Here is a 24788-nt window from a genome sequence, read left to right as displayed (position 1 = left end):
TGGCGCAAAGCGGTAAATTGTTTGCCGTTAGCTTATAGCTTTCGTCGCTTCGCGCTGCCAATAACTAACAGCTTTTTTTACTGAATTTAAAAACAAAAAGAAATGAAGAATATAAAAGATAGAGAAAAACGGACAGGACAGCCCAAGATACCTAAAATATGCCTGCACAGGCTGTATCCGCTGTTGCTGGCCTGCCTGATGGGATTCCAGACAGCCTGCGCCCAGACAGGGGAGAACCAGGAATGGAACGATACGGAAGCGGTAATAAGCGACAGCCTTTTATTAGCCCGGTACCTGGAGGGTGCTTATGTCCCCCATGAGCTGAACCTGTGGATGGCAGGCGGATTGTCCGCATTAAGCTACCGTCCCAATATCGGAAAGGCTCAAACAGGCACGGGATATGCCTTCGGTATCGGCTATACACGTTACATAAGCCGTAACTGGGGTGTTTCCACGGGACTGGAATATGCCTTCTACCGAGGGAACATAAGCATCCGGAACGTAAAGACTTCCTATGCAACCCATGACGCGGACAGCAATCCCATCGAATACCGTTCGCTGGTAGACCACTATAAGGAATACCAGCGTAGCGGGCTGCTGAATATCCCTATTTCCCTGATATACCGCATGGGAAAGGATAACAGGTACTATGCCTCGCTGGGCTTTAAGCTGGGCATTCCGGTTTACGGCAGGTACACGGCAAGCGGCGGTACAGTTACCACTTCCGGATACTATACGGATTATTATCAGGAAGAAATCTGGCAGGATGATTTGGGCTTCGGCACTTTTCCCGTAAGGACAATGGAGAAGCCGTTGAAGATGGGATTATCCTATACCGGGACACTGGAAGCAGGTATAAAATGGAATATCGGCATTGGTACAGACTTATATACGGGTGTCTATATAGACTATGGCTTGAATAATGTTGTCCGGGGATACGCTAAGGAGAGGTTTGTCGGGTATAATTATGAAAATCCGGCAGAGCCTCATATAAACGGCTTACCAACCTCTGTATATGGAGCCCATGACAATAGATTGTCCTTTATGGAGAAAGTATCGCCACTGGCCATAGGCATAAAGCTGAAGCTGGCCTTTGCCATCGGTAGCGGCGACCTGCTGGCCGAAAGGCGGAGGTACAGGGAAATGCGGTATTCCGGCGGATGGGACGATATATATGGTTATCCGGCAGGAAATACGGATACCGGAACAAAAGACAGGCCTGCGGAACCAATCCGGATACGGATGCAGGAACGAAAGAAGGAGCAGGAAAAGGAACAACAGCAAACACCGATTCCGGAAAAAGATTCCGCAACAGCAGACAAACCCGTCGAATCTATTACACCTGCCACAATCATAGCAGTAAAAGATACGGAAGAAACAGTTGGCAATACCCAAAACGATTCCATACTCTCCCCGACAGGTACTGTTATCACTGATACAACGGTAGAAATAAAGGGGACGGGGGAACAAACAGGTACAAAAGGGTGTGATTGCGGTCCGAACCTGCCATCCATAATAACCATAGGCGGTTACAAGCTGGGGCAAACTATTATGTCGCCTGAGCAAAAAGCCATACTGGACGGATATATCAGCTTATTGCAGGCAAACCCACAGGCGCATATCGAAATCACCGGGCATACCTGTAATATAGGAACAAGGGAAGGCAACTTCCGTGCTGGACAAAAGCGAGCGGACATGGCAAAGGACTACCTGATCAGCAAAGGCATATCATCCTTGCATATCAGTACATCCAGTAAAGGCGACACTGAGCCTGTCAGCCCGGATAACAGTGAAGAAAGCCGCAGCAGGAACCGCAGGCTGGAAGTAAGGATAAATAAATAATTTTTGACAATATAAAGTAATAACTAAAATATAAAAGAACAGCAATGAAAAATATGCTAACGAAAATAAAACGCGCCTGTGCGCTTATAATCTGGCTGGCGGCGATAATGCTGCTGGCCTGTGCCTGTAGCGGCAATCTTGATATTGTACAGGATTATGAATTCAAGGTTACTCACCTGCCTGTACCGAAAAAGATAAAGAAAGGTGAGACCATTGAAATCCGCTGCCAATTGGAGCAGGCCGGATATTATAAGGATACCGGGTATGTAATGAGATATTTCCAGACAGGAGGCCGCGGCCTTTTAAGGATGGGAAACAGTGAGCCTTTCCTGCCGAATGACCTGTATGAATTGAAAGAAGATACATTCCGCCTGTACTATACCTCACAGTCGGAAGAACAGGCTGTCATCGACATATACTTTTTTAGTTCGGAAGGCAACAGCTTCATGCTCAGTTTCAGTTTTAATAATGACAATTCGGAGGAGGAACAGCCATGATGACAATGATGATCGTATCGTATATCCTCAATTGGGTATTTATAATTTATTCACTGGCGACTGCGAAAACGGATGTAGAACTGTGGAACGAAGAAATAGAATGAGAATATATTAAAAATCAAAATTTAAAAAATTATGTTATCAGATTTTTTTAGAATAAACCTGCCGTATGGTTTGGCAAGAAATGAAAAAGGGGAATGGATGGCTTTCAACAGGGAATATAAACCGTTGGGCTTCAATACGACAGAAACATCGACAGATGCCCGTACACTGAAAGGAAACAGCAGGGAACTGCCCCTGTTCTCTTTGTTCTTCGGCTTAACAAACCGTTTTATCCAAGAAATAACGGAATATGACGAGAGCGCTGTCAACAGGGATGAACAAGGCAATATCCATCGCTTCTGGCTTTATAACGACAGTACCAATCCGATGAACCAGCCGGATAAAGATAATGAATATTGGAGTATCTATTGGAAGAAGCTGGAAAAGATAGCCCGGTTGAATGTGCATCATAACACCAGATGGTAATACGGGTTTCCTTACCGCACATCTACAATTCGGGGAGGAAATCAGGTGCCGGGCAAAAATACATTTGTTTATTTTTGCCCGGCTGCCCACTGTCTATACAGTAATTAACCGGATGATATACAAATACCAATATTTATATTGCGGGTCCAATGCGGTTTAAGGGAAAATAAGTTTTTACATTGAGATCCGTTATTCAAAAAACTTTAAATTAATTATCTATGTCGGTTGAGAATCCGAAAAACGGGTATGACGGCTATAACGCTATTGAAACAGATAAGGGCGTATTGCTGTTCTCCAGAACAAAAGGAGGTTCCAGGCTGTTTCACGACTGTATGGCTTTATTTATGGACAACCTGTACAATCCCTTATGCAACAATACTTACTTCAATATCCACTATATCGAATCGGATAATCCTTCACTGCGGGAGAAATGCGATATCCCCCTGAAGTTTCCTGATAAGCATCTGCCGTTACAATTTCCGCTCAAAGACGAATGTTTTACGGATACGGGTGTCCTGCAAGACAGCATCGGTATAAAGATAAACGGCTGGGAGCCAAACCCGGAACAAATACAACGGATCACGAATCATGTTGACGGCGTACATATTCCCGTCAGGGGGGATACCTTCCATATAAGTACGTTGCAGGAAATAGTCGACGGGATTTCATATAACAGGGTTCTGTTGAACGGAGCAATGCCGGACTTCAAATACGAAAAAGAATTTCTGGAGTTGGTAAAGAAAATGGAAGGGTGTTCCGGCGCCACGGCAAATAAACTTATGCAGGATATAAAGGAGCTGGCTTCCGGTATACTGAAACGCGATTATCCGGATATCCGGAAAGAGGCGGCAATACCGCTCAAAGAGAGACGGTATGGAGAGTATGACCATCTGAGAAAGGATGGACCGGGCTGTTATAATGCCATTGAAACGGATAATGGCGTACTGTTATTTTCCAGAACAGCGGAAGGAAAGGAACTGTTTCAAAAGAATCTGGAAACATATCTGGATAATTTTTATAATCCGGTATGCGATCATACCATTTTTAATCTCCATTATCTGGAATGTGACAGCGGCGTTTTAAGGGGGATGAGTGATCTAGCCATCAGGTTCCCGATGGTACAGCAGGCCGGGTTTCCACCTGACCGGAGCTTCTTTTTGGATAAAAGTGTATTGCAATACAGCCTGCAGGAAGCGAAATTCAGTTGGAACGCGGAACCATATGCGGCAGACGGTTTGATAAACAATATCTGGGATGGAAAACATTTACCCGTGAAATTGGATGGGGATACCTGTAATATCAGTGTCTTGAAAGAAATAGCCTCCATGGAATTTTATTATTTCACAAGTCTTTCCGGCCTTGCGGGCCATGGCATTTTGGGTATCGATCAGATGCCCGGCTTTAGATATAAAGATGATTTCAGGGAGTTGGCCGGTAAGGCATTGGATTTTTCAGGGCATATACATGAGTATAAGGTATTAGGCGCGATGCGGGATAAAGCCAATGAGATATTGAAACGTGATTATCCGGACATCAGGAAGTCTAACATGCCTTCTGTCGAAAATAAGAAACCGGTAGTCCATAAGCCGCCTCAAAATAAAAAAGGGCGTGGATTATGAATATGCGAATCAAATAATAATTGTAATTTTACAATGCTTATGAATCCTGCGAACCAATATCCTGCAATCCGGCATTGCCCGGGGAGCGATACCTTTACCACCAAGGTATTGCAGCAGATAAAATTAAAGAATCCCGAGCCGCAGATCGCGAATATTGTTTGCGGTACGGGAGAGCAAGCCTTGTTGCTGGCCGGGACATACAGGAAAGGAACCGTTACAGCTGTCGATAGGAACGGATTGTTCTTTCCATCTATCCGGGCCAAAGCAAAAGGGAGTCGTATCGGGGACAGGATAAAAACACATTTGTCCTCATATACCGATTTGCCTTTTACGGAAGAAAGCCTGGATCTACTCCTATCCGAAGGCGCCTTTGAAGAATTGGATTTTGGTAAACGCCTGTCCCTGTGGAGAAAATATATCAGGCCCGGAGGTTACCTGGCTATGTCTGAATTATGCCTGCTGACAGATAAAGAGCTTCCCGGTGAAGTGTATGATTATTTTGACAATGCCTTTCATAACCGGGAGTTGGAAAGTATAGACTATCACCTTGCCCGGATAAAAGAAGCAGGCTACAGGCTGCATACTCGTTTTACCCTGCCGGATGAATGCTGGTACGGTTATTTCGATTCAATGAAAAAGGGGATGGGCAAACAGTTTGCTTCCGCTATAGAGGAAGAACAGGAATTTTACCTGACATATAAGGACTGTTTTGCTTATGTCTATTTTGTTATGCGCAGGACTCCGCTTATCTCCGGCAATTCCGTTTATGCTACTGTCCTGGATAAGAAACAACAGGATTCCTTCCCGGATCACCCGGTTGAAAAACTATCCGGCAAAGAGTGTAACAATACTTACGCTATACGGAAAATTGGCTTACGGATAATATTGTCTACGAAAATCATGCGGAAATCCTGTCCGGACTCAGGGAAGAAGGCGGATCCTGCGATTGTGAAATCCTTGCCAATGTCTTTTATACGGTTATGGCAGATAAGGACGAATAGTATTATCTGTGATAATAGAATAAACAAGAAATCCGGCCTTTCCAATAAGTTTCGGATTTCTTATTTTTCACGAGTTCACTTATTTTCCATACTATCCAATATTTTACCTATAGGAAATATAGCCGTATAGAATTCTTCGCCTGTATATTTACCGTAAGCCTTGTAAAATCCGCTGCCGTCTTTGTACAGGACCAGCAACCCCTGTTCCAGCCGGGTTTCAGGTTTTTCGAATGATTCTTCTTCATCCTCGTTAAGCGTAACAAATTCCCATTCCTTTTCTCCTGATAATAATTCAGCTTCGTCATCTTTCGATTGGTAAAATTCCACGCTGCTATCATAGAATCTGAAAGAGATGAAACTGTCCGGAGCATTGAATGCCCCGATAGCGTCCAGTTTTTTCCTGAGTCCTTTTTTCCAGGAATCGTCACAGGTGATGACGGCAAAGTCGCAGCAATCCCACTCGCTTTGGCAATTAGCCTTTACCAGTATGTGTTTTGTCGGTTTTGATGAAAGTTCCATCGTTTTTTAGTTTTTTTAATTAAACATAGCCGCCTTACGGCAAGGCTGATTCTTTATTCTTCTGCCCGGAAATATGCCTCTGCGCCGCATGCCGGATGCTTTGATAAAGCAGATTGTAGTTCTCTTCTTTCTTTTTGAGCTTTTCCCTGAATTTAATCAGGTCTTCGTCGGTATTCTCATCAAAAAAGAGATTATTCTGCTTTTGAAAACAGAGGTATTCCTGTTCCCGTTTCTTTGCTATTGTAATCCGGGCTTTGGATGCTGCCAGCTTTGACAGGCACGAATTGAAACCCGTATTCATTCCCGTTCTTTTATCATAATAGGAATGGTAAAGCTCTATTGACTCACGAGGGTACAGGCATTGGCACCTGGCCTTCCTCCACCGGATGACCCATCCGTATTTCTCATGGAGATCCTTTGGGAGGTCGTAGCGGTGAAGGACTATGCGCTCACCGCCTTTCTTCCGGTATTCGATGGATATAATTACCCATTTGTCAATTTGGAGTTCCCGTTCAGCTTTAGCCAGTTCCCTGGCTTCTTCCATCCAGTCGCTGACATCCTCCTGCTTATGCTTTTTCATTTTGGTATTTTTTACATTTGACTTTTACTTTTGCTGCCGGCTTATATTCAAGAAGGGACCGGACGAAAGATAAGAACTCCGGCGCATCGAATCCGGACAGAAGGCGGTCGATTATATCCGGCGTGTCTTTATCCTGCTGTATCATAGTTTTTATGACTTGTTTATCAGTTCATACCGCTATAAATAAGAAGAGAGCCTTGAGGCTCCCTCCGCTTCCATATTTTCTTCATTCCCGTGTTCCAGATCCCAGGCTTTCTTCGCTTCAATCCACTCCTGCCTTTCCTTTTCGAGCAGCGCTTCCGTTTCGGGTGTATAACCGGTAAACCGGATGTATCCGCCATTCCAGCCTGTTGTTTTACAAATGATACCCGCAGCCTGGAGTTTGTCTATCCTTTTCCGGGCCATTTTCCCGCTTGAATAGTTAAGCCCCCAGAAATGATGTTCGCCACCATCGCTGTAATGGTCTTCCCCAAGTATCAACATTCCACTGTATTTTTTACTTTCAATATAGCTGAAGCGTGCTTTCCCGAGCGCCTGCCTGATCGCTTTATGGGTTGCCCCTTCGGGATGTTTGAACACCGGAGGTAATGTTCCTTTCTTCGCTTGCAGCTTTGGTATCTCTATCTTATATGGTTTTTCCCAGGTGCCGATACCCATGTTCAGGTAGAAGTTGCAATGGAAATAATCCGTCATAGCGTCGCTATCATCAAAATTATATGAATTAACAAAGCGATATACATTGTCCATTACCTCACGGGCGCGATCTGTCAGGTCCTTATCTTTTTCTATATGGTAATGGTTAAGCTGCTTTGAGCATTTGCAGGCGGATTCTTTGAAGAATGCTTCAAAGTCAGCCCTTATCAAATAAATACCGATTGAATCATAATGCTTTCTGGTTACGGAGAACTTATATCGCGGGTAAGTTTCTTTCAGCCATATATGCAATATATCCACGACTTCTTCCGGGGATTGACCTTTATAGTTGCTTCCCCGGTAGCGGTACTCATTATAGACATAATCGGTATATTCTTTTGCCGATGCTTCCGCATAATCGCTTTCGTAGCCTGTGGCTGTATCTGTGGTACCCGTGTCGTTTTTCCATACGGCAAACAGCTTCTCAAATTCCAGGTTTATCTGTTGCATTGCTTCCGTTGTGCCGCCCTTATCAGGATGGTTTTCGATCGCAAGTTTCCGGTACTGCTTTTTCAGTTCCGCAAGGCTGCTTATAGTTGTAAAATATTTCATATGATAATAATTTTGTTTTCAATTGATAGATGGGACCTGCATGGTTTTTATTATCATGGACTTTGGTGATTTGACAATAATCAGGCTTCGGTTCATGGTAATTCGTTTTTAATGATTTCAATCAAGTCCAATTCCCGTGACCGGATGAAGATACCGGACTTGCCTTCGTCGCTTTTGAATACCAGCCCGAATCCGTCATACCCATTGAGGGTGTGTGAAAAAACGGCCGTTTCTCCGGCTCTCTGATGTCCTTTCTTTATCCTGATTCTTTTGCCTTTCCAACGGGTATCTATATCTTTGAAAAAACTCATGGCTATTTTAATTTAGGGTTAAGACGCTAAGGCGTTGATAAAATACGCTATGTAGTCGCGTTCCAGTCCAAGGTTATCGCACGCTGTTTCCATATCGCTGTACCTCAGATCACCCAGATCCCTTAACTCCCGGAGGTTGCCGGTCTCATCATCAAGGTACTCCTGCGCCTGTCCGTTATCACAGCCGCATGAGTTGCAGATAGCGGAAATAATTGATTCTGTCATCATTGTATTTTATTTAAGTTGTTTTATATGTATAATCTTCCTTATCCCTGTTTTCAGGTTTCATATCAATGGGTTAATGGCTTGTTATACTTCAATGGTCAGGATATCCGTAAATACATTTATGGCTTCCCGGCTTGAATGCGATTATTTAAAATTTACCGAACCCGTAAAAGAACCGGCAGCTTTTCTCATCACACTCTGCATCGAAGGCAACCGTTTTATAATGCTGCCATGTGTGGAGGGTATAAGGCTCCATCTCCCGGATGCCGAGAAATTTCATCCGGTTCTTTTTGCAAAACTTTTTTGCTTCCGCTTCCGGATGATCTGTTTCCTTATTAAAAAAGAAAGTTTTCTTCTTATCTGCCGGAATATTGAATGTAGTGACCAATTCGTCGCTTGTCATAACTGTCGTTTAAATGATGGGGTTAAGTATGTATTTGCCAGCCTTTTGCAGGATCGAATGTAACCGCCCGGGATTCATCCGGGTTTCCATGATAGAGCAATCCTCCGTTCATCACCCGCCTGCCGGATTGGTCGTTCATTTCAAAGTAAAATGACAGGGGTGCGTGATCATAACAGAGTGTAATCACGCATTTTTGGTTTATCTCCCATTGCCTGAGCCTGTCTAAACAATCCTGCAATGTTTTATCTCCGGTTTTCTCCGCATAAGCCACTGCTTCTGCATATCTTGCTTCGCATTTGATTTCCATAATTCGTGTCTTTATTTTTTTAAGTTCATATTGCTATAAATAAGAAGGGAACCTTCCGTCACGAGTGGCCGGAAGGCTCCCTTCAATACTTATTGTCAGGAAACTAATACAGCCTCCACATCTATCACTTCTTTATCCTTAAACTGACAGAAGCTGTCGAGCGCTGATACGAACGCGACGTTCTGATGTACCAGGGATGGGATCGAGGTCTTTTCCGGCTTGTAATATTCTGTCGCTATATTGTAAAGCTCCCATGCCGAAATGGTATCGCGTCCCTTCATCTTTTTAAGCACATCTTCTGTAAACGCTGAGATTTGCGATTGATTCAACGGGTAGTTTTCCACTCCGGCCGAAAGTGTTTCATCCGGACTGTCATGGGCTACACGCAGGGCTGTAAGCAAACCGATATAGGTATATACTTCCCGCTGGTTGATGCTTGTCCCTTTCAAACGCCTTATCCGCTCACGGTCTTCGGTCATCTGGGTTTCAAATTGGCTCAGCCACCCGTCTACCGTCCTGAATAACTCTTCCGTGCCAACCTTATTTTTTCCATAATTCGAAACGATACGTTCGGCGCTCAGGATACATTGGTTATGGCAAGCCTTTACACATGGTCCGATTGCAGCCTGGATACCGTCCTGATGGTAAGTCAATACAATTGTGGTAGTTAATTCGTCAGTCTCATAATCATTGATCCGGATGGTGGTAAATATCCGCCTCAGGATATGGGCGACTACCGATTTCTCCCCGTGGGCAATTTCCTCTTTCTTCAAAACGGTAACGCCCGGAAGATGCTTGCTGTTGTTATGCGCCGCAAATATTTCTTCGACATCATAATTAAGGTTGTACTTATCACAGATGCCGATTACATTTTCAATTGCTTGGAAATGATAGAGTCCGCGAAGGGGATTGCCTTCGTAATCATCTTCCATGTGGGTACGCTTCAGTGTCGGCAGATCCATGATCTCTACTTTGTTTGTCTGGAAATCGAATGTTTCCTTTCTTGTCATTAATTCGTTCATAATTGTAATTTTTAAGATTGTTAAAAAATGATTTATATATTCTCTTTATTGTTTGAGGAAGTTTAACCGGAACCGTTACAGGATGCTAAAACATTTATGAAATATTTTATTTATTTGAGTTGGTTATTTTTCTTCCCGATTCGCTTTACACCTGCTATTTCCGTTTCCGGATGAATGCCAAAATCCCAGTCAACGTCTTTTTCGTCCAGGGTTGTATGAATATTACCACCCATTACCAGGCCGCAGTGTTTTTCAACATTTTCGCGTGCCTTTTCCCGATTCTCCGCGTTCACCCGGAATATCCCTTCAAAGACGAACCTTGTTTTTACTTCATATTGTTTCATACTGTTTGAGGTATCTGAGGTTGATTAATAATGTCCAGGGGCTTACCATAGAATGAGTCAATGACCCCATACACCTGCCTGATGGAATAATCATAGCCTTTACCGTCCTCTTCCACCCTTAGCCGGAAACGGGGATATCCGCCTGAGGCGAGGTGTAATTTCACATCGTCCCGCAATTCCATTTCCATCAGGCTGCCGCCTCCCTGCATGGAGCTGAACAGGCCGCAGGCATTGCCTTTGGGTATTATGATTCCCGGCAGGTTGAAATCCGCTTCATATAGTTTTTGCAAATCTATTGTCGCGGCATAGGTCAGCAGGTTCGCCCCGCAGCAGGAATTTTCCAGCTCTATATAAAACTGTTCATAGGAAACCTGCTCTTTTCCGTTTCTTGAACATTTGTCAGGAAATTTGCCGGTCGTTTTCTCTCCGCGCCCTGTTAATACTTCTTTCACTTTCGCCGGGTTAAGGTTCAGGGCATCGACCATATCCCCGAAGTAGGATTCCTCGTAGCTGTACCCGCCGGATGATTCCAGCCGGTGCGAGTTGATGCAATCGTAATTGGATAACAGCTCTGCACGGACAGGTATTTTACCTGTATTCCCCAGGAGGTCTTTTAGCGGATTCGAGTCGTCCCGGCTGTAGATAGCCTCTTTGATCCCTTCTACGTTCTCCTCAAAGAATTTTTCGGCTTCCCATTTCTTATAGCCCAGGTCAGCCAGGTCCTTTTTGAGGCCTTCCATAATATCCGATACCGATTCTTCCATTTGCGGGAAATACCATTCCTCCACATCTTCCAAAAGCGCGTCGCCGTTTTTTGCCTCGAGGCATTTTGCAATGGCAGCGGTTTTTTTATTAAGGTTTTCGTCATAACCGACATAGGCCAGTGAATAGCTTTCATCCATTAATCCGGTTACCATATCCATATCGATTTCTTTTTTCGTATCCATTGTTTTTTATCTTTTTAAGTGTTGTAAAATGAGAGAAGAGCAGCCTTGCGGTCACTCTTCCGTGTTTATTTCCTTTATTCGACATCCTTTTATGTGTTATTAATGAGTCGTTATATTTGCCCTTCGCCGGTCTTTGCATACCAGCGTCACATAGTGCAATTCAATCAGCTTATGCCCGAAGCATATATCCGAACCGGAACCTACCCGCTGCCATAAACTGAATGTATAGTTTGCAAACGACCAGGAGAAATGGGCGGATAACCTGCCGGATCGGTTCCTTTGCAACAGGTTCCTGTTAAACTCCACAATGTTATCCGACAGGAGTATCATATTCAGTATATCCGTAAACGCGTTCACCGCTTTCCGGCTTGTAGGGTAAACCGGCCCTAAGAATTCTATCTGCATGGCTGTATTTGTTAATCGTAATTATCATTGAATATTTCAAACGAATTGCGTTCAATATCAAAGAAGCTGCTGTTAAATATTTGATAATCAGAAGTATCATCCGGTATTTCTATCATGTCATAGTCAAATTCAGGACAGGATGTGTGGTTGTCCCGGTAATTCGTAACCAGCAGGTGAGGATCGTCCACAGCTATATCATGCCCGTGATAACTGCACCAGGCAAGGAAATGATCTGTTTCCGATTCATCCAGGCGTTCCAGCGCGTCCCTTATCTCAAAGAAATTCGGGCAGAACCATTCTTCATTTATCAATATATCCGGAATATTTTCCCATGCCGGATACCTGAACACCGGATTGTTCTCTTCCGGGAAATACGAACAGTACGCGCCAAAGAATTCACCCATATCCCCGTAATCGGATAACAGGAACCAATCGCCGGCGTGACTGCCGTTATCTGTTTCTTTCTGTGTAGTTACCACTACTTTCGCTTCGGATAGATTCATAATCCAGATAGTTTATGATTACACTTATTATGAAAGCGATTCCAGGTATCCGGCAATAATATCTCCATGACAGGGATGCGGCTTACAGAAACAGCCCAATCTTTTCCCTTTAAGGGCGTGAACTTTTTCCCTGAACTGCGGATCTGCCTGAATACGCTTATGGAAATATTCCTTATACTTTTCAAGTGTCGAACCTCTGGCTGACTTATCTTCTAACGGAAACGGATTGCCGAAATATCCGTCTTGCCCTTTTCCCGCCCTGCCGATATATACGTCATATTCATTCTGCCGTATATTCACTACTGTTGTTTTTTTCATATCATGCCTTTTTTAATGAATACTCATGTGGAAACCGTCGTTTTTCAGTCCACAGGCTTTAAAGGGCGCGGGTCCAGGCGGTGCAGGGCTTTCCGGAAAAATACCGGAGCGTAGCGAGGATGATTTTTCCCGGAAACCGCTTTAGCGGCTCCGGCCTTGCTCCGCCGTTAAGGACACGCAGGCTACCTTTGCCTGTGGGACTGAAAACGGCGGTCTTTTACATCTTCCCCTTTTTCCCGTTTATCCATCAAAAGGGGGAACCTATAATTATGAATGGGCTATCTCTTATTTTTCTATTTTTCCTTACCTTTACAGCAAGAAAAAACACAAGGAATGACAGAGCGTTTTTATGATATAAAACATTTGACGACAGGACAGCTGCGGGAGTTGTTTTCATCCTACCGGAAACAGGGTTGGATCGATTTTGAATACTGGCGGAAAATGAGGAGAACTATTAAGCCAAACATTATGGTTGTAAAACTTTAGGGGCAATCTATGAGAAATTGGACGGCTACGAGGTGATACAGACAGGAATAAAAGGAATTTATAATGTTGTCCGGAAGAAAAGTAGTTTACAGTGAGGAGCGGCAACCTCCTGTTTTTATTTATGAATGCCCTTTTTGGGATAATTGTTATCAAATAAAAAAGGTTATTTTGATAAAAAAACAACCTTTTACAACTACAGATAAGAATGGGGATTACTTTTTGGATGCATCCAGTGAGGCTTTGCGGAATTCTTTCAGTGCCTTTTCGATTGCCAAAGATGTTTTTCTGGCGCGTTGTCCGGCTGCTTTGTTTCCACTTTCCACCTGGGAACTTGCATCTTTCCCAAACTCGGCAAATAGTTGAGCTAAGTTCTCTGTTAAATTTTTCATTGTTGTTTTGTTTAAAATTCACGCAAAGATAATGTCAAGTCTTGTATTCATAAAATTTGCATGCTGCTTTTTGAAAAAAATAAGCGCCATATCCTATGATGATGGCCTGAAAATATTATTTTGTATTTATGGTTTCAACAAAATCAAGCTTGATTAAATCCCAGTATTTCCCTTTCAGACACACCGGATCCGGATCGTTTTCAGCAAAATCGAACTGTGTGAGGTTATTAATAACTTCCTGCTCGTTTTCGGCATAAGGGTAACGTTCCGTATAGAATGAAAGCATCCGGTCGATGCTGTAGCTGTTTAATAACTCATGCAAGTCCCAGAAATCTTTTTTCCGACCGTTGCGCGAGAATATATCCAGTTTCATCGCTATAATATCCTCGACATCCGTTAGCCGGATATTGTCAACTTCTTTTACGGGGCGGATAAAAGGATCCGTGTAGTATAAATCCAGCTTAATATAATTAGAAGCGGATTCTCCTATATAGTAAGATTTTCCGAATCCGACCAAATCAATTTCCGATGTCGAAACATAAGGAAATACCCTGTCCAGATAATCCTTTATAGCCTCAAAATCAATACTGCCGTATTCAGAATCCGTAAACAGGTCAATATCGACAGACTCCCTGTGGCCAAGCTGCAAGCTTAAAGCTGTGCCGCCGACCAGCCTGAACGGTTTCAATATACCGGCCTGCATCAGTTTATTTAACGATGCGAGCAGCAAAGGCGTAATCGTGTTATAGTATAGCATAATCTTATACTTTTGATAGAAACTTATTTGCCTTATCCCTGACAGAAGGCTTAATATCGGTATAAAAATTCAAAGCCTCATTTATAGTGTCTTTTCCATAGAAGCGGAAAATTTCTGCTTTTTCCTGCTCGTTTCCCCGTTCAAAAATCCGCCGGATAACCGAGCGTTTATTTTTTACCCAGTCGATATTTTCTATTCTCGTATCCCAGAACAGGGTCGGATTTATCTTTGTCAAATCCGGATGATAGTCCTTGCACTTTTTCTTTTTTAAGAGAGCAATATCATGATACACCTGTAATATCATGAAAAATCCCTCTTCAATATTCAGGGCCTGTTCTATCTTTAATGCAAGCTCAGGATTCATCCGTCTTTTTCCCTTAGTTATTGCTACTAAAGTCTGCGGATATTCATCAATAGATAAGGCAAAGCGGCTTTTGGCCATCTTTCTCTTCTTTAATTCCCGGTCAAGATAAATACCGGGATGGATACCTTTTATTAGGTCTATTATTGGATTCATAAGAATACATTTACTCGTTTTCGTTACAAAGATAATAAAAATAAACACTTCTGTTTTCTTTATTTTGTTTCTTTTTTGATTCTGTTATAATAGAAAGGGCAGGCTTAATCCTTTCTCAGTAGCCATTATTTAACACACCAGCCTCTGGCTACCCCAGCTGATATGGAATTTCCCTTCACTGTCCTGTTCGCGGGTAAGCAGGCTTTCGATTACGGACATGGTGATGTCGAACTCCTCGAATATCTCCGACTGTTCTTTTATTTCGCCTGATTTGATAAATTCGTTCAGCCGTTCCTTTGTCAGTACCAGGGCCATCAGGTTCTGCTCAATCGAGTCTTCGTAAGATACAAAATGCACCCGCGTCCGGTCTCTGGAGTCGAGCCGGATAAAGCGGAAGTAAAACTGTTCCATCTTCGGGATATTCCATTGCAGGGATTCGAGTATCACATCGTTGCAGGTCGGGATATTCGCCGAACTCTTCAGCGATTGCTGCGTACAGATAAGGATACCGTTCAGGGTATCCTCAAATTCGGTAATGATGCTTTGCCGTTTTTTGAATGTGACATCCCCCTTGATAATAAATACGGGCCTGCCGGGAAATTGTCCGGATATATATTGCCCGTACATATCCAAAGCGGCCAAAGAAGTACATCCTATAGTTACCTTGCCGGGTATCGACTTTATCATATTCCGGATATATCTTGTTTTGCCTGGATACGGATCGCCGAAGTAACCGTCTATCAGGTTGGGTACGGAACAGGCTTTAATCAATAGTTTTATTTGCCTCATCAAACGCAATCCGGCTTCCTTTTTTGTGTCCCCGGTACTGTTATAGTATAATTCGCATATCCGGCAGAATTCCTCGACAATGACGCGGTAAACCTCCCGTTCTCCATCGGCGGGAGTTACCGGATGGGTACTTACCTCATATTTCTCCCCGGCGAAGTCCCTGAACTTGCGGGTGATAATCGTTTTTCCGATCAGGTCGAACAATTCCTCTTTATTGTAGATATCCTGGTTCTGCTTTTCAATACCGAATACACTGGCCTTGCCCGGACAGAAGCAAACCTTGAACAGGTTATGTCCCTGGTATGCAGGAAAAGGTTCGCCGTAACAGTCATTGACCTTCCTGACAATATCCCCGCCTTTATCCTGGTGATAGATCCTGTCGCACCAACACATCATATTGATGGAGTTGTTATACAGCAGCTCAAACTGGCTGTATAACTCGGTGATGTGGTTCCGGGTGGTGGTTCCCGTATCGAGTATTTTGTAATTCAACCTTCGGAATATACTCAGCGCCGCTTTGGTTCGTTGTGATACCGGGTTGGTGATCTCATCCGATTCGTCGAATATCAGGCAGAATTTCCGTGAATGAAGTTTTATCAGTTTACTCAAATCCCGTTTCAATTTACCGAGCATGGATATACTGACCACGAGAAAGGTTCCTTCGGGGATGTTCCTGAAGTCCTTATAGCTTCGCAAGGTATAATACCGCTCCCTGTTCACTTTCAAAAATGTTTCCCATGTGAGATTGGTTGCTATTGCCGGGGCCAGCACGATCGCATTCCTTACTTTCCGGTATTTGAGCAGGCATTTCGCATAATGGTATACCGCCGCCGTTTTACCCGAACCCTGCTGCCAGTTCAGCAGGGAGTACCTTTTCTGGAGGATCAGGTTCAGGTCATGTTTCTGTAAATTGGTAAACCGGCAAACCTCCCGTTCCTTATTGATAAACGTCGCGTTATCCAGATAGTGTTGAATTTCGGGATCGGTATCCATTTCAGAGAATATACGGCTCTGAATCTCATATTCCCGTTGCTTCCTGCTAATCAGTTTTTCGGCTGCTTTTATCTGCTTTCTTATCCCGGGAGTATATCCGGGAGGAACCGGAAGGCTTTCCCTGCCCAGAACGAGGTCGTTTATATTGGCAAAACGGTGCTTTATCCCATCCAGCAGGCGGGGAGCATATTGCTTCAACTTGAAGCCATAACTTGTTTTAACCAAGGCGACCTCTTTACGGGGTATTACATATTGGCTGGTGATATACTTGCGGATGATGCCCAGTACTTTGGTTGTCGTCAGTTTATTTCTCTCCCATTCCCTGTACTGTTCATTGGTGCAATCCGCCGGAGGTTGCTGGTTGTGGAACTTGGCAACAAGCGCGACCGCTTTGTCATAGTGCTTTTGGAGATGCCTGTGCGTCTTCAACTCAAAGAGGTACTTATTTAACTTATATTCGAATCGCTCCAGTTCCTCCCTGTTTATCGAATGCATCTCCCTTATCAGGTTCACCTTCAGGTTGGCTTTGAGTATTTTGGCCGCATCGATCCGTTTACCCAGCTCTTCCCATGAAAGAAACTCCTCTGCATTGTACGGGGTCATTTCAATGTGCCGCGATTCACGCATAAACACCATTACCTTGGTATTGAAATTATGTACTCCGACTGAGGCAAAAGCATTGGCGTCCAGTTTGGCCTGTCCTATAAAAGAAAAATCACGGTTTACGGCCGTGACTTTTGTTTTCTCCCAAAATTCGTTTTGCAGGAAAGAGCAGGGGACGATTATCATCAGTATGCCTGCCGGATTCAGGACGGAATGGGCTTTTCCCATATAATAGAACTGGGATAGCTGCCGGTTTGTTTCCAGATTGAACGGCGGGTTTCCAATTATCATATCAAAGCGTTTATCCGGCTTGTATTGGACAATGTCGCATTTTTCGATATGGGCGTCGGGATATAAGTAACGGGCGACTGAAACAGCCTTGCCGTCGATATCGAAACCATATATATTATGTTGGTTCGGCAGATGGTTAAAGAAATTCCCCATACCGCAGCACATATCGAGTACCATATCCGATTCTCCGGGCTTTATCAATCCTGCCATATCCCTGCAAATCTCGTGCGGCGTAAAGAACTGTCCCATCTCGAATTCTTTCTTAGCTTGGGAATATTCATGATAGCTGGCAAAATCTTCCTGCTTGAGGTTATGCAGCCCGCCGACGCCTGTGTAGCAGTTGTAGATAGTTTCAGGCGGCAACTCATTCTTGCCTGTGTCGATGCAGAATAAAATCTTTTCATTGATCTCCGCCCGCCTGTCCTGCGGTATCTGTTGGGGAATTATCCGGTACATAGTGGTTCCTGTTTAAAAGTTAATCTTCATCATTTTGTAATTCAATAGTATCCAGTTTCAGTTTATAGAAACAGGCGTCTGCCTTTTTAGCATCTTTAAACTTGACGTCGATACGCCCGTTCTTGAAGAATTTCATTTCTTCGGCATTGCTTATTGACAAAGTATATGGGCTTGAGATGTCCACATTATCGTCATCGAACCGGATTATCATGGATGTGCCTCCATGCAGCGTGTTATCCGCGCCGAAGGCTATTCCGGCGCAAAGGTCTTCGAGCTCCTTCCGGTAGTTATAATGCAGTTTGTTTTTCTCCGTCCAGAAACTGTCAAAACTGATTACATCGGGAAATACGATTTTGTCTTTCTTCAGTTCGGGTTTCACCTTGCTCCAGCGGCCGGGACTTACCGCGTGAAGGAATCTCCTGATCAGTTCATCTTCCGCCGTATCCCGGAAGCTGCGTCCTCCCAGATGTTCGATTACCTGGTCCACATAGCTTTGATAAAGCGGACGGAATCCCACCGGCAGCTTCTCCTTATCTATTTCAGGGTAAGGCGCCGACACATTATATGTGTTGTTAAAATAGGCGACGATTGATTTGGCAAAAGCCAGTATGGCGTTGTAGTTCTTTTCAGCCAGTTTGTCGATGTCGTCAAACGGCTTGAATTCAAAATCCGTATAGTCCGTCCTGATAGTTTCATAACCGCGGTAGGGTTCATGTATTTTGACTTTCCCGTTGGCCAGGTAGGTCACTTTATGGCTTTCCGTGTATTTGGCGGCTTCCCCGGCAAAGATGCCGTACCAGCGGCCGATTTCATCCAGGCTGCGGTAGAGGCTTGCCTGTTGCCTTTCGCAGAATATGCGGTCTGCATCCGATATTTTCTCCTCGTTACGGATTTGAATTTTGTAGATTGAAGAAAGCAGGTCCAGTTCCGCACCTTCTGCTGCATTACGCTTTGTTTCTTTCTGTAGCATATTTATTTTTCTTTTTTTGTTAATCCGGCTTGTGGGGCCGGAGATACCCATAGCTACAGGCCGGAAAAGGCCGGGTCCAGGCGGGGCAGGGTTTTCCGGAAAAATACCGGAGCAAAGCGAGGATGATTTTTCCCGGAAACCGGAAGGCCTGACCTTGCCCCGCCGTTCAGGACACGGGAATACCTTTGCCTGTGGCTATGGGGATTTCCGGTTTTATTTGACGGAGCTTTTCCCCCTCTCAAAACCTCCTGCCCGGTGACATATGATGATAAAGGATGCAACAGGTCGTCAGCGGCATACATCCTTTTACTTTTTGTATTTTGTTTGCATCAGGAATAAATTAAAAGAGGAATGTTATGGAAATTGTAAATATCGACGCGGAACTATTTGAGAAAATGCTCTCGGCTTTTGAACGTTTTATCACCCGCATGGAAACCCTTTGCCGTTTACATGCCGGTAAGGAAGCCGGCGAATGGCTGGACAACCAGGATGTATGCCTGCTGCTTAGCATATCCCAAAGGACTTTACAGACGCTCCGGGATAACGGTGCGTTAGGCTTTAGCAAGATCAGCCGCAAAGTCTACTACAAACCGGAAGATGTGGAGAAGATTATTCCACTGGTGGATTATCTGCGAAAAGCGGCTGTTAAGAAAGGGAAGCAGATATAATCACGAAAGGAAAATGTTAATCGTACCCCAGGTATGAGTTTTAGAATATAATATAAACCGGAAAATATGGGTAATAAATTAATTACATCTGAAAATGAACGGATAAAATCATTGTTCCATTCATTGGATCGCCTCTCTTCGTCATTAGAGCGCTTGTTTTCTGCCCGGAAGCCGACATTGAACGGGGAGAGCTTTTATACGGACGAGGAATTGTCGAAAAAACTGAAGGTCAGCCGGAGCAGTTTGCAGGATTACCGCGACCAAGGGCGTATCCCGTATATCAAGCTGGCCGGTAAAATCCTTTACCGCGCTTCTGATATCGAAAAACTACTGGAAGATAATTACAGGGAGAAGTTCAGGTAATTTCCGTCTGGTAAGTATTTTGCAGGATACTATGATACTGTGAAACGGCAGGCTATTCATGTGAAGCCTGCCGTTGGTATTATAGTTTGGATATGTCATTGGTTGTCATGTGTCCCTGCTGTCTTATCCCGGCCTGCATCTGTTCCCGGAGCGTCTTTTTTCCTGCGTATCATTAACCTGTCCATATCTTCCGATATTTTCTGTTCCGTGATTTGTGCATAACCCTGTGTCGTGGAAATATTCGCATGCCCCATCATTTTGGCAAATAAAAAAGCGTATGGAAAATCATCCCGCAGAAAAGAATACATCATCGGTACAGATGAGAGTTCTTGAAGGTTATAAGGAATGTTTGAAGACAACCCCGCATTTATCATTCAAGTCATATTGTGAGGATAATAACATTAACTATGAAAGGCTCTTAGACTGGGCTCAACGCCATGGAATCTTTATAAGAGAGCTTCAAGCTGAGGCCAGATGCGAGGATTTTGTAAATGGCGATAATCCGCAAACCTTTATCCAGTTCAGGCCACAGAGTCACCCTGTCATGGCAGGTAGTGTTCTCAAAGGTATCAGCATTACCTTTCCCAATAATGTCAATCTGACCTTGCAGGAATGTACGGCAGAGAGTTTAATTTCGTTACTATCATTATATCATCCTGAAAAATAATGCTCTATGTTTGGTCTTAACGATAACACGAGGTACTTTTGTGTCAACATCCTGTGCGTATGAATAACGGGATTGACGCTCTGTTCAATCTCATCAAATCGGAATCCCCGCTTTCTCCAATGAACGGTGATATTTATATGTTCTTTGGTAAGAATAGGCAAAGCGTAAAGATATTAAAGTGGGATACCGATGGCTTCCTGTTGTATCACAAGCGCTTGGAACGGGGTAGCTTTGAACTGCCTAAAATAGATCCGGCTACAGGCTATTATGAGCTGTCCCGGGAGACTTTTAGCTTCATAATGTCAGGGGTCTCACTTGAAAGCGTACGCTTCCGTAAACGCTACAGGACACGCTTTTTATTAATTTAATGATTTGATAATCAATTAAATGAATCACATAAATACTTGCTTATGTCCATATTCCTTCGTACCTTTAAGGCATGGTAAGAAACAGGATGGAAGCTAATATTGACGGCACAATTGGAAGCAGCCAATGTGTTCAACAAGCAGTTATTAACCCAGATAGAAACGCTGTCTGCGACGATCAAGTCCATGGAGGAAACTATTGCTTCCTTACAGGAAGCCTTACTTCAGAAAGACGAATCCCTCACTAAATCGGCAAATAAAATCAGAGGCATATCCAAGCTTATATCCAATAAATCTGAAAAGCAGTCCCGAACAGGACAGGAACAGCAAACAGCTTCCGGGCAAGCCAGGCCGAAAGCAGACCTGAAAGCCCGTAAGAATAATGGTGCGAAACGGGATATGCACAATGAACTGGAAGAAGTGGTTAAAGATGTGTACCCTGATGATACGCAGTTTGATATACGGACAGCCATTTTAATAGGCATCCGTGAATCTGTCAGGTACCGGATGATCCCGGTGAAGTTCCAGAAGATAGGCTACAGGCTTCACACATATAGGCAAGACGAACGGGTCTTCTGTTGTAAAGCAAGCCGAACTCCGCTCCAAAACTCAAGTTTTGAGGGTTCCTTCATCGCCGGCATGGCACAACTCAGGTATATCTACTCAATGCCTGTTGAACGTATAGTAAGGTACTTCAATGACAACGGCTTTCATATAAATAAAGCAACAGCAAACGGATTGCTGTCAAAAACAGCCGGTATATTCGACAACCTATCAAAGCTCTTGGCCAGGCGGTACTGGAAGATAATTATATAAGCTGTAATGAGACCTATTATAAAGTGATGGCTAAGAGTGAAAATCCGGATGCGCCGAACATCAGCAAAGAATATATCCGGGCCATGTCCGCAAAGAATCTTAACCTGGCATACTACTTCTACGGGAATGGTTCAAGACAGGGCACTGTTATACATAAGAAACTGGAAAAGTACATAACATGATTTTTGCCTGTCTGAATCCTGCGGACGTTCTATTGGCCTTTCTGTTCCATCAAGCAATATATTTTCACATTGGCCTGCCGGATATTTTACCCTTAAATGATTCCTGTCGGGTAGTTCACCCAACGTTTTAAGGTTTTATCCAAAATATCAGATAAGCGATGTATCCATTGATTGCATTGGGGTTGAGTCATATCGAATAACGTTGCATGATAATCCTGTAAGGGGTTATTCTTCATATAGGATAGAATAAACAGCAATTTATCTGTTATACAGGGTAATTGACTGCTCTTTCTCCCATAAGAAACCCGTATGCGGGGCTGACCTTTTAACGTAAAATGAGAATGATATTCTTCCCAATGATACTTAAAGGTTGGCAAAAATGCTTCAAACTCCGATAAATTAAAACCCGTTAATGATAATAATTGCTTCGGATTTTTTCGAATCTTGTCGTATTTCATTTGTGATTAATGAATCGCAAAGGTATGTAAAAGAACGTCTTAATAAACTATTAAATATAAACTCTATTACAAATAAAACACATCAATTGATTTCTCCAAAAGACAAAGCTGCAAGAATATCCATATTGTACGATAAAGTATATACTTCCCCATATTTTCTAAATATATTCTTGGCATAGAAATATTTCATTAGATTTGCATATCAAACAATCTTAAAATAAGTGAATATTCAAAAAAACTTAATAGGGTAACGCCCTAAAAAAATATTTATGGTAAATACCAATAAGTATGAAAATAATTCGAAATTGTCTGATGAGGAAGATATAAAGTATATCAAATCTTTTCTTTCCGGGGATGACAAGGCTTTCTCATTCATGTATACTAAATATGTGGATGAGTTGCTTGCTTATGGAATCAGTTTAGGATTTGACCGCGAAACACTTAAAGACATCATTCAAGATGTTTTTTACAAACTATATTTCGATAAGAAAATATTAAAAAATGTTATCCGATTGAAATTTTATCTTTTCAAGATATTCAAAAATAAGTTATTCGACTTGCATCGTTCTTCTGTAAAAACAACAGCTATCTCATATTTTGAAATGTCTTTTTCCATAAAATCCACAATACTCGATTTTCTCATTGGCGAAGAAGAACGAAAGGATATAGAAAATCATATAGACCGCCTACTAAATAAAATTACCGACCGCCAACGCGATGCAATCTACCTGAGATTTATACAAGAGATGGAGTATGAAGAAATTGGAGAACTTCTAGATATGACTGCCCCCGCAGTCCGAAAATTGGTATCTAGAGCCATAAAACGAATGCGTGAATAATTTTTTTTGAAAATATTTCAAAAAAATGGGAACAAAAAATACCCAAATATGTCTTATCTTAAACTAATATATTCTATGAACAAAGAGTACATACATTATAAGACTTATGAACTTTTATGTGATGATTCTTTTTTATGTTGGAAACTTTTTTCATCAGAAGAAGATTGCATTTTATGGGAAGGATTGCTCGAAAAGAATCCCGAATTAAAAAGTGAGATCGATAAAGCAACTAAAATATTAAAGTCTGTGACATTAAACAACTATAAACTTTCCCCTGACGAAAAAGACGACATACTGCAAGCGATCAAGGAAAGAATTAATATACAAAAAAGACAAAAACGCCGACGTACCCTTTACAGCATATCGGGTATAGCCGGAGCCGCAGCTATTGCTTTATTTATTGTTTTCAATTTCTTTTACTTTAAAGAAAGTTCTGAAGAAAAGACTCTTGTAGCAGGATTGGCCGAAAAAAAACAGAATGGAAAAGATATTCTGCTTATCCTTGCTGATGATGAGGTTGTGACGTTGGAACAAAACTCAGATATACAATATAAATCTGATGGGAATATAGTTATCTCAAATGGTGATAATGAAAAGACAACAAAAGCTATTGATAAGAAACAAATCCGGTTCAATAAGTTGGTTGTTCCCAGCGGGAAAAGATCATTCCTTGTATTGGAAGATGGCACAAAAATATGGATTAATTCAGGATCTACACTAGAGTTTCCTCCGGTATTTCAAGACAATCATAGAGAGATCAGAGCAGAAGGAGAGATATATATAGAGGTGGCGAAAGACGAAAATAGGCCTTTTTATATAAACACCACTGAAATGAAAGTAAAAGTCTTAGGTACTCGTTTCAATGTTTCTGCTTATAAAGATGAATCAGCACAGTCCGTAGTCTTAGTCGAAGGAAAAGTAGCTGTAACCGCTTTCGATCAAGAAGTAGAATTGAGGCCCGATTTGAAGCTAACTGTAGCAGAAGGCAGAGTAAAGACCGAAAAAGTGAATGTTTACAATTATATAAGCTGGAAGGATGGTTTACTGCAATATTCCGGCGAATCGCTTGCTTCCATTCTTAACAAGCTATCACGCTATTATGATATACCTATCACTTATGATAAGGGGATTGAAAACATGAAGTGTGATGGTAAACTTGTCCTTTTTGATAACATTCAGGATATTATGGAAACTATACATAACACCAATCCTATAGAATATAATATAAAAGACGGACATATTACTGTTCAAAAAAAATAATCGAACCTTATTTCTAATAAAAAACGATCACACTATGAGTAATTACAAAAAGGAAATAACAACTTCTATACTAACACTAACACATTAAAAACAAAAGGAAAAACTATAGTAATAACCTTATTTTCTTAAACCAAATCATGTTTAGGGTAGGATGAAAACACATAAAATATAATTCCTTGTTATAATTATAGAAAAATTTATTATGTATCAAAAATTGTAAAGCTAACCTTATGTTTAACCAAAAATAGAGACCTTATGATAGACACCCTGGATAAATAAGTAATCGGGTAATACTGCCATATT

General features: G+C 42.5%; 34 protein-coding genes and 1 pseudogene. 13 read left to right on the top strand and 22 right to left on the bottom strand.

What is annotated here, in order from left to right; genetic code table 11:
- Nucleotides 1-102 precede the first annotated feature (102 nt).
- From ACFO6W_RS13435 to ACFO6W_RS26500, 5 genes are all read left to right on the top strand, one after another.
- Nucleotides 103-1842, top strand: coding sequence for an OmpA family protein (locus ACFO6W_RS13435; protein ID WP_379997252.1), 1740 nt, complete (start codon nucleotides 103-105; stop codon nucleotides 1840-1842).
- Between the two features lie 44 nt (nucleotides 1843-1886).
- On the top strand, nucleotides 1887-2339 hold the full coding sequence (locus tag ACFO6W_RS13430) for a TraQ conjugal transfer family protein (protein WP_379997250.1): 453 nt from the start codon (nucleotides 1887-1889) through the stop codon (nucleotides 2337-2339).
- A gap of 135 nt (nucleotides 2340-2474) precedes the next feature.
- On the top strand, nucleotides 2475-2867 hold the full coding sequence (locus tag ACFO6W_RS13425; protein ID WP_379997248.1) for a hypothetical protein: 393 nt from the start codon (nucleotides 2475-2477) through the stop codon (nucleotides 2865-2867).
- Between the two features lie 218 nt (nucleotides 2868-3085).
- A complete protein-coding gene (locus ACFO6W_RS13420; RefSeq protein WP_379997247.1) occupies nucleotides 3086-4486 on the top strand; it encodes a DUF6047 family protein in 1401 nt (466 codons plus the stop codon).
- A gap of 39 nt (nucleotides 4487-4525) precedes the next feature.
- The gene (locus tag ACFO6W_RS26500; protein WP_459952363.1) at nucleotides 4526-5617 is read left to right on the top strand and encodes a class I SAM-dependent methyltransferase; all 1092 of its coding nucleotides are present in this window, start codon (nucleotides 4526-4528) and stop codon (nucleotides 5615-5617) included.
- Here ACFO6W_RS26500 and ACFO6W_RS13405 read toward each other — a convergent pair.
- From ACFO6W_RS13405 to ACFO6W_RS13310, 20 genes are all read right to left on the bottom strand, one after another.
- Complete coding sequence (locus tag ACFO6W_RS13405) at nucleotides 5563-6006, bottom strand: hypothetical protein (RefSeq protein WP_379997245.1); 444 nt, start codon at nucleotides 6004-6006, stop codon at nucleotides 5563-5565. The genes ACFO6W_RS26500 and ACFO6W_RS13405 overlap by 55 nt on opposite strands.
- 34 nt (nucleotides 6007-6040) lie before the next feature.
- Nucleotides 6041-6586: a fibroblast growth factor gene (locus tag ACFO6W_RS13400; RefSeq protein WP_379997243.1), complete on the bottom strand. Its 546-nt coding sequence runs from the start codon at nucleotides 6584-6586 to the stop codon at nucleotides 6041-6043.
- Nucleotides 6573-6731: a hypothetical protein gene (locus tag ACFO6W_RS13395; protein ID WP_379997241.1), complete on the bottom strand. Its 159-nt coding sequence runs from the start codon at nucleotides 6729-6731 to the stop codon at nucleotides 6573-6575. The genes ACFO6W_RS13400 and ACFO6W_RS13395 overlap by 14 nt, the downstream gene beginning before the upstream one ends.
- A 32-nt stretch (nucleotides 6732-6763) precedes the next feature.
- On the bottom strand, nucleotides 6764-7831 hold the full coding sequence (locus ACFO6W_RS13390; protein ID WP_379997239.1) for an LPD29 domain-containing protein: 1068 nt from the start codon (nucleotides 7829-7831) through the stop codon (nucleotides 6764-6766).
- A gap of 92 nt (nucleotides 7832-7923) precedes the next feature.
- The gene (locus tag ACFO6W_RS13385; protein WP_379997237.1) at nucleotides 7924-8142 is read right to left on the bottom strand and encodes a hypothetical protein; all 219 of its coding nucleotides are present in this window, start codon (nucleotides 8140-8142) and stop codon (nucleotides 7924-7926) included.
- An 18-nt stretch (nucleotides 8143-8160) separates the two neighbouring features.
- Nucleotides 8161-8367, bottom strand: coding sequence for a hypothetical protein (locus tag ACFO6W_RS13380; RefSeq protein ID WP_379997305.1), 207 nt, complete (start codon nucleotides 8365-8367; stop codon nucleotides 8161-8163).
- A 148-nt stretch (nucleotides 8368-8515) separates the two neighbouring features.
- The gene (locus ACFO6W_RS13375) at nucleotides 8516-8770 is read right to left on the bottom strand and encodes a hypothetical protein (protein ID WP_379997235.1); all 255 of its coding nucleotides are present in this window, start codon (nucleotides 8768-8770) and stop codon (nucleotides 8516-8518) included.
- 22 nt (nucleotides 8771-8792) lie between these two features.
- Entirely contained in the window at nucleotides 8793-9077 is a 285-nt protein-coding gene (locus tag ACFO6W_RS13370) for a DUF4120 family protein (RefSeq protein ID WP_379997233.1), read from the bottom strand.
- A 95-nt stretch (nucleotides 9078-9172) separates the two neighbouring features.
- The gene (locus tag ACFO6W_RS13365) at nucleotides 9173-10099 is read right to left on the bottom strand and encodes a DUF932 domain-containing protein (protein ID WP_379997231.1); all 927 of its coding nucleotides are present in this window, start codon (nucleotides 10097-10099) and stop codon (nucleotides 9173-9175) included.
- Nucleotides 10100-10209: 110 nt separating this feature from the next.
- Complete coding sequence (locus ACFO6W_RS13360; RefSeq protein ID WP_379997229.1) at nucleotides 10210-10443, bottom strand: hypothetical protein; 234 nt, start codon at nucleotides 10441-10443, stop codon at nucleotides 10210-10212.
- Nucleotides 10440-11390 (bottom strand): hypothetical protein, encoded by a 951-nt coding sequence (locus ACFO6W_RS13355; protein ID WP_379997227.1) that lies wholly within the window; start codon nucleotides 11388-11390, stop codon nucleotides 10440-10442. Before ACFO6W_RS13355 ends, ACFO6W_RS13360 begins: the two co-directional genes overlap by 4 nt.
- 99 nt (nucleotides 11391-11489) lie before the next feature.
- Nucleotides 11490-11795 (bottom strand): hypothetical protein, encoded by a 306-nt coding sequence (locus ACFO6W_RS13350; protein WP_379997225.1) that lies wholly within the window; start codon nucleotides 11793-11795, stop codon nucleotides 11490-11492.
- An 11-nt stretch (nucleotides 11796-11806) separates the two neighbouring features.
- The gene (locus ACFO6W_RS13345) at nucleotides 11807-12298 is read right to left on the bottom strand and encodes a hypothetical protein (protein WP_379997223.1); all 492 of its coding nucleotides are present in this window, start codon (nucleotides 12296-12298) and stop codon (nucleotides 11807-11809) included.
- A 27-nt stretch (nucleotides 12299-12325) separates the two neighbouring features.
- Complete coding sequence (locus ACFO6W_RS13340) at nucleotides 12326-12616, bottom strand: DUF4326 domain-containing protein (protein WP_379997221.1); 291 nt, start codon at nucleotides 12614-12616, stop codon at nucleotides 12326-12328.
- A gap of 698 nt (nucleotides 12617-13314) precedes the next feature.
- Nucleotides 13315-13491 carry a histone H1 gene (locus tag ACFO6W_RS13335; protein ID WP_379997219.1) on the bottom strand — a complete coding sequence of 59 codons (177 nt, stop codon included), beginning with the start codon at nucleotides 13489-13491 and terminating at the stop codon, nucleotides 13315-13317.
- 115 nt (nucleotides 13492-13606) lie between these two features.
- Nucleotides 13607-14248 carry a nucleotidyl transferase AbiEii/AbiGii toxin family protein gene (locus ACFO6W_RS13330; RefSeq protein WP_379997217.1) on the bottom strand — a complete coding sequence of 214 codons (642 nt, stop codon included), beginning with the start codon at nucleotides 14246-14248 and terminating at the stop codon, nucleotides 13607-13609.
- A 4-nt stretch (nucleotides 14249-14252) separates the two neighbouring features.
- Nucleotides 14253-14765: a helix-turn-helix transcriptional regulator gene (locus ACFO6W_RS13325; protein ID WP_379997215.1), complete on the bottom strand. Its 513-nt coding sequence runs from the start codon at nucleotides 14763-14765 to the stop codon at nucleotides 14253-14255.
- Between the two features lie 129 nt (nucleotides 14766-14894).
- The gene (locus ACFO6W_RS13320; protein WP_379997213.1) at nucleotides 14895-17897 is read right to left on the bottom strand and encodes an N-6 DNA methylase; all 3003 of its coding nucleotides are present in this window, start codon (nucleotides 17895-17897) and stop codon (nucleotides 14895-14897) included.
- 19 nt (nucleotides 17898-17916) lie between these two features.
- A complete protein-coding gene (locus ACFO6W_RS13315) occupies nucleotides 17917-18867 on the bottom strand; it encodes a hypothetical protein (protein ID WP_379997211.1) in 951 nt (316 codons plus the stop codon).
- A gap of 53 nt (nucleotides 18868-18920) precedes the next feature.
- A complete protein-coding gene (locus ACFO6W_RS13310) occupies nucleotides 18921-19169 on the bottom strand; it encodes a hypothetical protein (protein ID WP_379997209.1) in 249 nt (82 codons plus the stop codon).
- 54 nt (nucleotides 19170-19223) lie between these two features.
- On the opposite strand from ACFO6W_RS13310, the gene ACFO6W_RS13305 reads away from it, so the two are divergent.
- A complete protein-coding gene (locus tag ACFO6W_RS13305) occupies nucleotides 19224-19535 on the top strand; it encodes a helix-turn-helix domain-containing protein (protein ID WP_379997207.1) in 312 nt (103 codons plus the stop codon).
- A 66-nt stretch (nucleotides 19536-19601) separates the two neighbouring features.
- The gene (locus ACFO6W_RS13300; protein WP_379997205.1) at nucleotides 19602-19898 is read left to right on the top strand and encodes a helix-turn-helix domain-containing protein; all 297 of its coding nucleotides are present in this window, start codon (nucleotides 19602-19604) and stop codon (nucleotides 19896-19898) included.
- 95 nt (nucleotides 19899-19993) lie between these two features.
- Here the strand turns inward: ACFO6W_RS13300 and ACFO6W_RS13295 are convergent.
- Nucleotides 19994-20161 (bottom strand): annotated as a pseudogene (locus ACFO6W_RS13295) (site-specific integrase); the annotation flags it as partial.
- A 14-nt stretch (nucleotides 20162-20175) separates the two neighbouring features.
- Here ACFO6W_RS13295 and ACFO6W_RS13290 point away from each other — a divergent pair.
- The 4 genes from ACFO6W_RS13290 to ACFO6W_RS13275 all read left to right on the top strand — a co-directional run bounded on the left by ACFO6W_RS13290 (nucleotide 20176) and on the right by ACFO6W_RS13275 (nucleotide 21928).
- A complete protein-coding gene (locus tag ACFO6W_RS13290; RefSeq protein WP_379997203.1) occupies nucleotides 20176-20565 on the top strand; it encodes a hypothetical protein in 390 nt (129 codons plus the stop codon).
- A 38-nt stretch (nucleotides 20566-20603) separates the two neighbouring features.
- The gene (tnpB, locus tag ACFO6W_RS13285; RefSeq protein WP_379997201.1) at nucleotides 20604-20933 is read left to right on the top strand and encodes an IS66 family insertion sequence element accessory protein TnpB; all 330 of its coding nucleotides are present in this window, start codon (nucleotides 20604-20606) and stop codon (nucleotides 20931-20933) included.
- Between the two features lie 99 nt (nucleotides 20934-21032).
- Nucleotides 21033-21746, top strand: a complete 714-nt coding sequence (locus tag ACFO6W_RS13280; protein WP_379997199.1) for a hypothetical protein — start codon at nucleotides 21033-21035, stop codon at nucleotides 21744-21746.
- Nucleotides 21747-21772: 26 nt separating this feature from the next.
- Complete coding sequence (locus ACFO6W_RS13275; protein ID WP_379997197.1) at nucleotides 21773-21928, top strand: hypothetical protein; 156 nt, start codon at nucleotides 21773-21775, stop codon at nucleotides 21926-21928.
- 92 nt (nucleotides 21929-22020) lie between these two features.
- Here ACFO6W_RS13275 and ACFO6W_RS13270 read toward each other — a convergent pair whose 3' ends face one another.
- Nucleotides 22021-22386, bottom strand: a complete 366-nt coding sequence (locus ACFO6W_RS13270) for a transposase family protein (RefSeq protein WP_379997195.1) — start codon at nucleotides 22384-22386, stop codon at nucleotides 22021-22023.
- 269 nt (nucleotides 22387-22655) lie between these two features.
- Between ACFO6W_RS13270 and ACFO6W_RS13265 the strand changes: the two genes are divergently transcribed.
- Both ACFO6W_RS13265 and ACFO6W_RS13260 read left to right on the top strand, forming a co-directional pair.
- Complete coding sequence (locus tag ACFO6W_RS13265) at nucleotides 22656-23225, top strand: RNA polymerase sigma factor (protein WP_379997193.1); 570 nt, start codon at nucleotides 22656-22658, stop codon at nucleotides 23223-23225.
- A gap of 75 nt (nucleotides 23226-23300) precedes the next feature.
- On the top strand, nucleotides 23301-24485 hold the full coding sequence (locus ACFO6W_RS13260) for a FecR family protein (RefSeq protein WP_379997191.1): 1185 nt from the start codon (nucleotides 23301-23303) through the stop codon (nucleotides 24483-24485).
- Nucleotides 24486-24788 lie beyond the last annotated feature (303 nt).

Source organism: Dysgonomonas termitidis, assembly GCF_042654545.1.
Lineage (GTDB): Bacteria > Bacteroidota > Bacteroidia > Bacteroidales > Dysgonomonadaceae > Dysgonomonas > Dysgonomonas termitidis.
This window is presented reverse-complemented; position numbering and strand designations above follow the sequence as displayed.

Bases quoted from the DNA above. Each gene is read 5' to 3' on its own strand.
- ACFO6W_RS13435 (WP_379997252.1), top strand. From the start codon at position 103: ATGAAGAATATAAAAGATAGAGAAAAACGGACAGGACAGCCCAAGATA.
- ACFO6W_RS13430 (WP_379997250.1), top strand. From the start codon at position 1,887: ATGAAAAATATGCTAACGAAAATAAAACGCGCCTGTGCGCTTATAATC.
- ACFO6W_RS13425 (WP_379997248.1), top strand. From the start codon at position 2,475: ATGTTATCAGATTTTTTTAGAATAAACCTGCCGTATGGTTTGGCAAGA.
- ACFO6W_RS13420 (WP_379997247.1), top strand. From the start codon at position 3,086: ATGTCGGTTGAGAATCCGAAAAACGGGTATGACGGCTATAACGCTATT.
- ACFO6W_RS26500 (WP_459952363.1), top strand. From the start codon at position 4,526: ATGAATCCTGCGAACCAATATCCTGCAATCCGGCATTGCCCGGGGAGC.
- ACFO6W_RS13405 (WP_379997245.1), bottom strand. From the start codon at position 6,006: ATGGAACTTTCATCAAAACCGACAAAACACATACTGGTAAAGGCTAAT.
- ACFO6W_RS13400 (WP_379997243.1), bottom strand. From the start codon at position 6,586: ATGAAAAAGCATAAGCAGGAGGATGTCAGCGACTGGATGGAAGAAGCC.
- ACFO6W_RS13395 (WP_379997241.1), bottom strand. From the start codon at position 6,731: ATGATACAGCAGGATAAAGACACGCCGGATATAATCGACCGCCTTCTG.
- ACFO6W_RS13390 (WP_379997239.1), bottom strand. From the start codon at position 7,831: ATGAAATATTTTACAACTATAAGCAGCCTTGCGGAACTGAAAAAGCAG.
- ACFO6W_RS13385 (WP_379997237.1), bottom strand. From the start codon at position 8,142: ATGAGTTTTTTCAAAGATATAGATACCCGTTGGAAAGGCAAAAGAATC.
- ACFO6W_RS13380 (WP_379997305.1), bottom strand. From the start codon at position 8,367: ATGACAGAATCAATTATTTCCGCTATCTGCAACTCATGCGGCTGTGAT.
- ACFO6W_RS13375 (WP_379997235.1), bottom strand. From the start codon at position 8,770: ATGACAAGCGACGAATTGGTCACTACATTCAATATTCCGGCAGATAAG.
- ACFO6W_RS13370 (WP_379997233.1), bottom strand. From the start codon at position 9,077: ATGGAAATCAAATGCGAAGCAAGATATGCAGAAGCAGTGGCTTATGCG.
- ACFO6W_RS13365 (WP_379997231.1), bottom strand. From the start codon at position 10,099: ATGAACGAATTAATGACAAGAAAGGAAACATTCGATTTCCAGACAAAC.
- ACFO6W_RS13360 (WP_379997229.1), bottom strand. From the start codon at position 10,443: ATGAAACAATATGAAGTAAAAACAAGGTTCGTCTTTGAAGGGATATTC.
- ACFO6W_RS13355 (WP_379997227.1), bottom strand. From the start codon at position 11,390: ATGGATACGAAAAAAGAAATCGATATGGATATGGTAACCGGATTAATG.
- ACFO6W_RS13350 (WP_379997225.1), bottom strand. From the start codon at position 11,795: ATGCAGATAGAATTCTTAGGGCCGGTTTACCCTACAAGCCGGAAAGCG.
- ACFO6W_RS13345 (WP_379997223.1), bottom strand. From the start codon at position 12,298: ATGAATCTATCCGAAGCGAAAGTAGTGGTAACTACACAGAAAGAAACA.
- ACFO6W_RS13340 (WP_379997221.1), bottom strand. From the start codon at position 12,616: ATGAAAAAAACAACAGTAGTGAATATACGGCAGAATGAATATGACGTA.
- ACFO6W_RS13335 (WP_379997219.1), bottom strand. From the start codon at position 13,491: ATGAAAAATTTAACAGAGAACTTAGCTCAACTATTTGCCGAGTTTGGG.
- ACFO6W_RS13330 (WP_379997217.1), bottom strand. From the start codon at position 14,248: ATGCTATACTATAACACGATTACGCCTTTGCTGCTCGCATCGTTAAAT.
- ACFO6W_RS13325 (WP_379997215.1), bottom strand. From the start codon at position 14,765: ATGAATCCAATAATAGACCTAATAAAAGGTATCCATCCCGGTATTTAT.
- ACFO6W_RS13320 (WP_379997213.1), bottom strand. From the start codon at position 17,897: ATGTACCGGATAATTCCCCAACAGATACCGCAGGACAGGCGGGCGGAG.
- ACFO6W_RS13315 (WP_379997211.1), bottom strand. From the start codon at position 18,867: ATGCTACAGAAAGAAACAAAGCGTAATGCAGCAGAAGGTGCGGAACTG.
- ACFO6W_RS13310 (WP_379997209.1), bottom strand. From the start codon at position 19,169: ATGTATGCCGCTGACGACCTGTTGCATCCTTTATCATCATATGTCACC.
- ACFO6W_RS13305 (WP_379997207.1), top strand. From the start codon at position 19,224: ATGGAAATTGTAAATATCGACGCGGAACTATTTGAGAAAATGCTCTCG.
- ACFO6W_RS13300 (WP_379997205.1), top strand. From the start codon at position 19,602: ATGGGTAATAAATTAATTACATCTGAAAATGAACGGATAAAATCATTG.
- ACFO6W_RS13290 (WP_379997203.1), top strand. From the start codon at position 20,176: ATGGAAAATCATCCCGCAGAAAAGAATACATCATCGGTACAGATGAGA.
- ACFO6W_RS13275 (WP_379997197.1), top strand. From the start codon at position 21,773: ATGGCTAAGAGTGAAAATCCGGATGCGCCGAACATCAGCAAAGAATAT.
- ACFO6W_RS13270 (WP_379997195.1), bottom strand. From the start codon at position 22,386: ATGAAATACGACAAGATTCGAAAAAATCCGAAGCAATTATTATCATTA.
- ACFO6W_RS13265 (WP_379997193.1), top strand. From the start codon at position 22,656: ATGGTAAATACCAATAAGTATGAAAATAATTCGAAATTGTCTGATGAG.
- ACFO6W_RS13260 (WP_379997191.1), top strand. From the start codon at position 23,301: ATGAACAAAGAGTACATACATTATAAGACTTATGAACTTTTATGTGAT.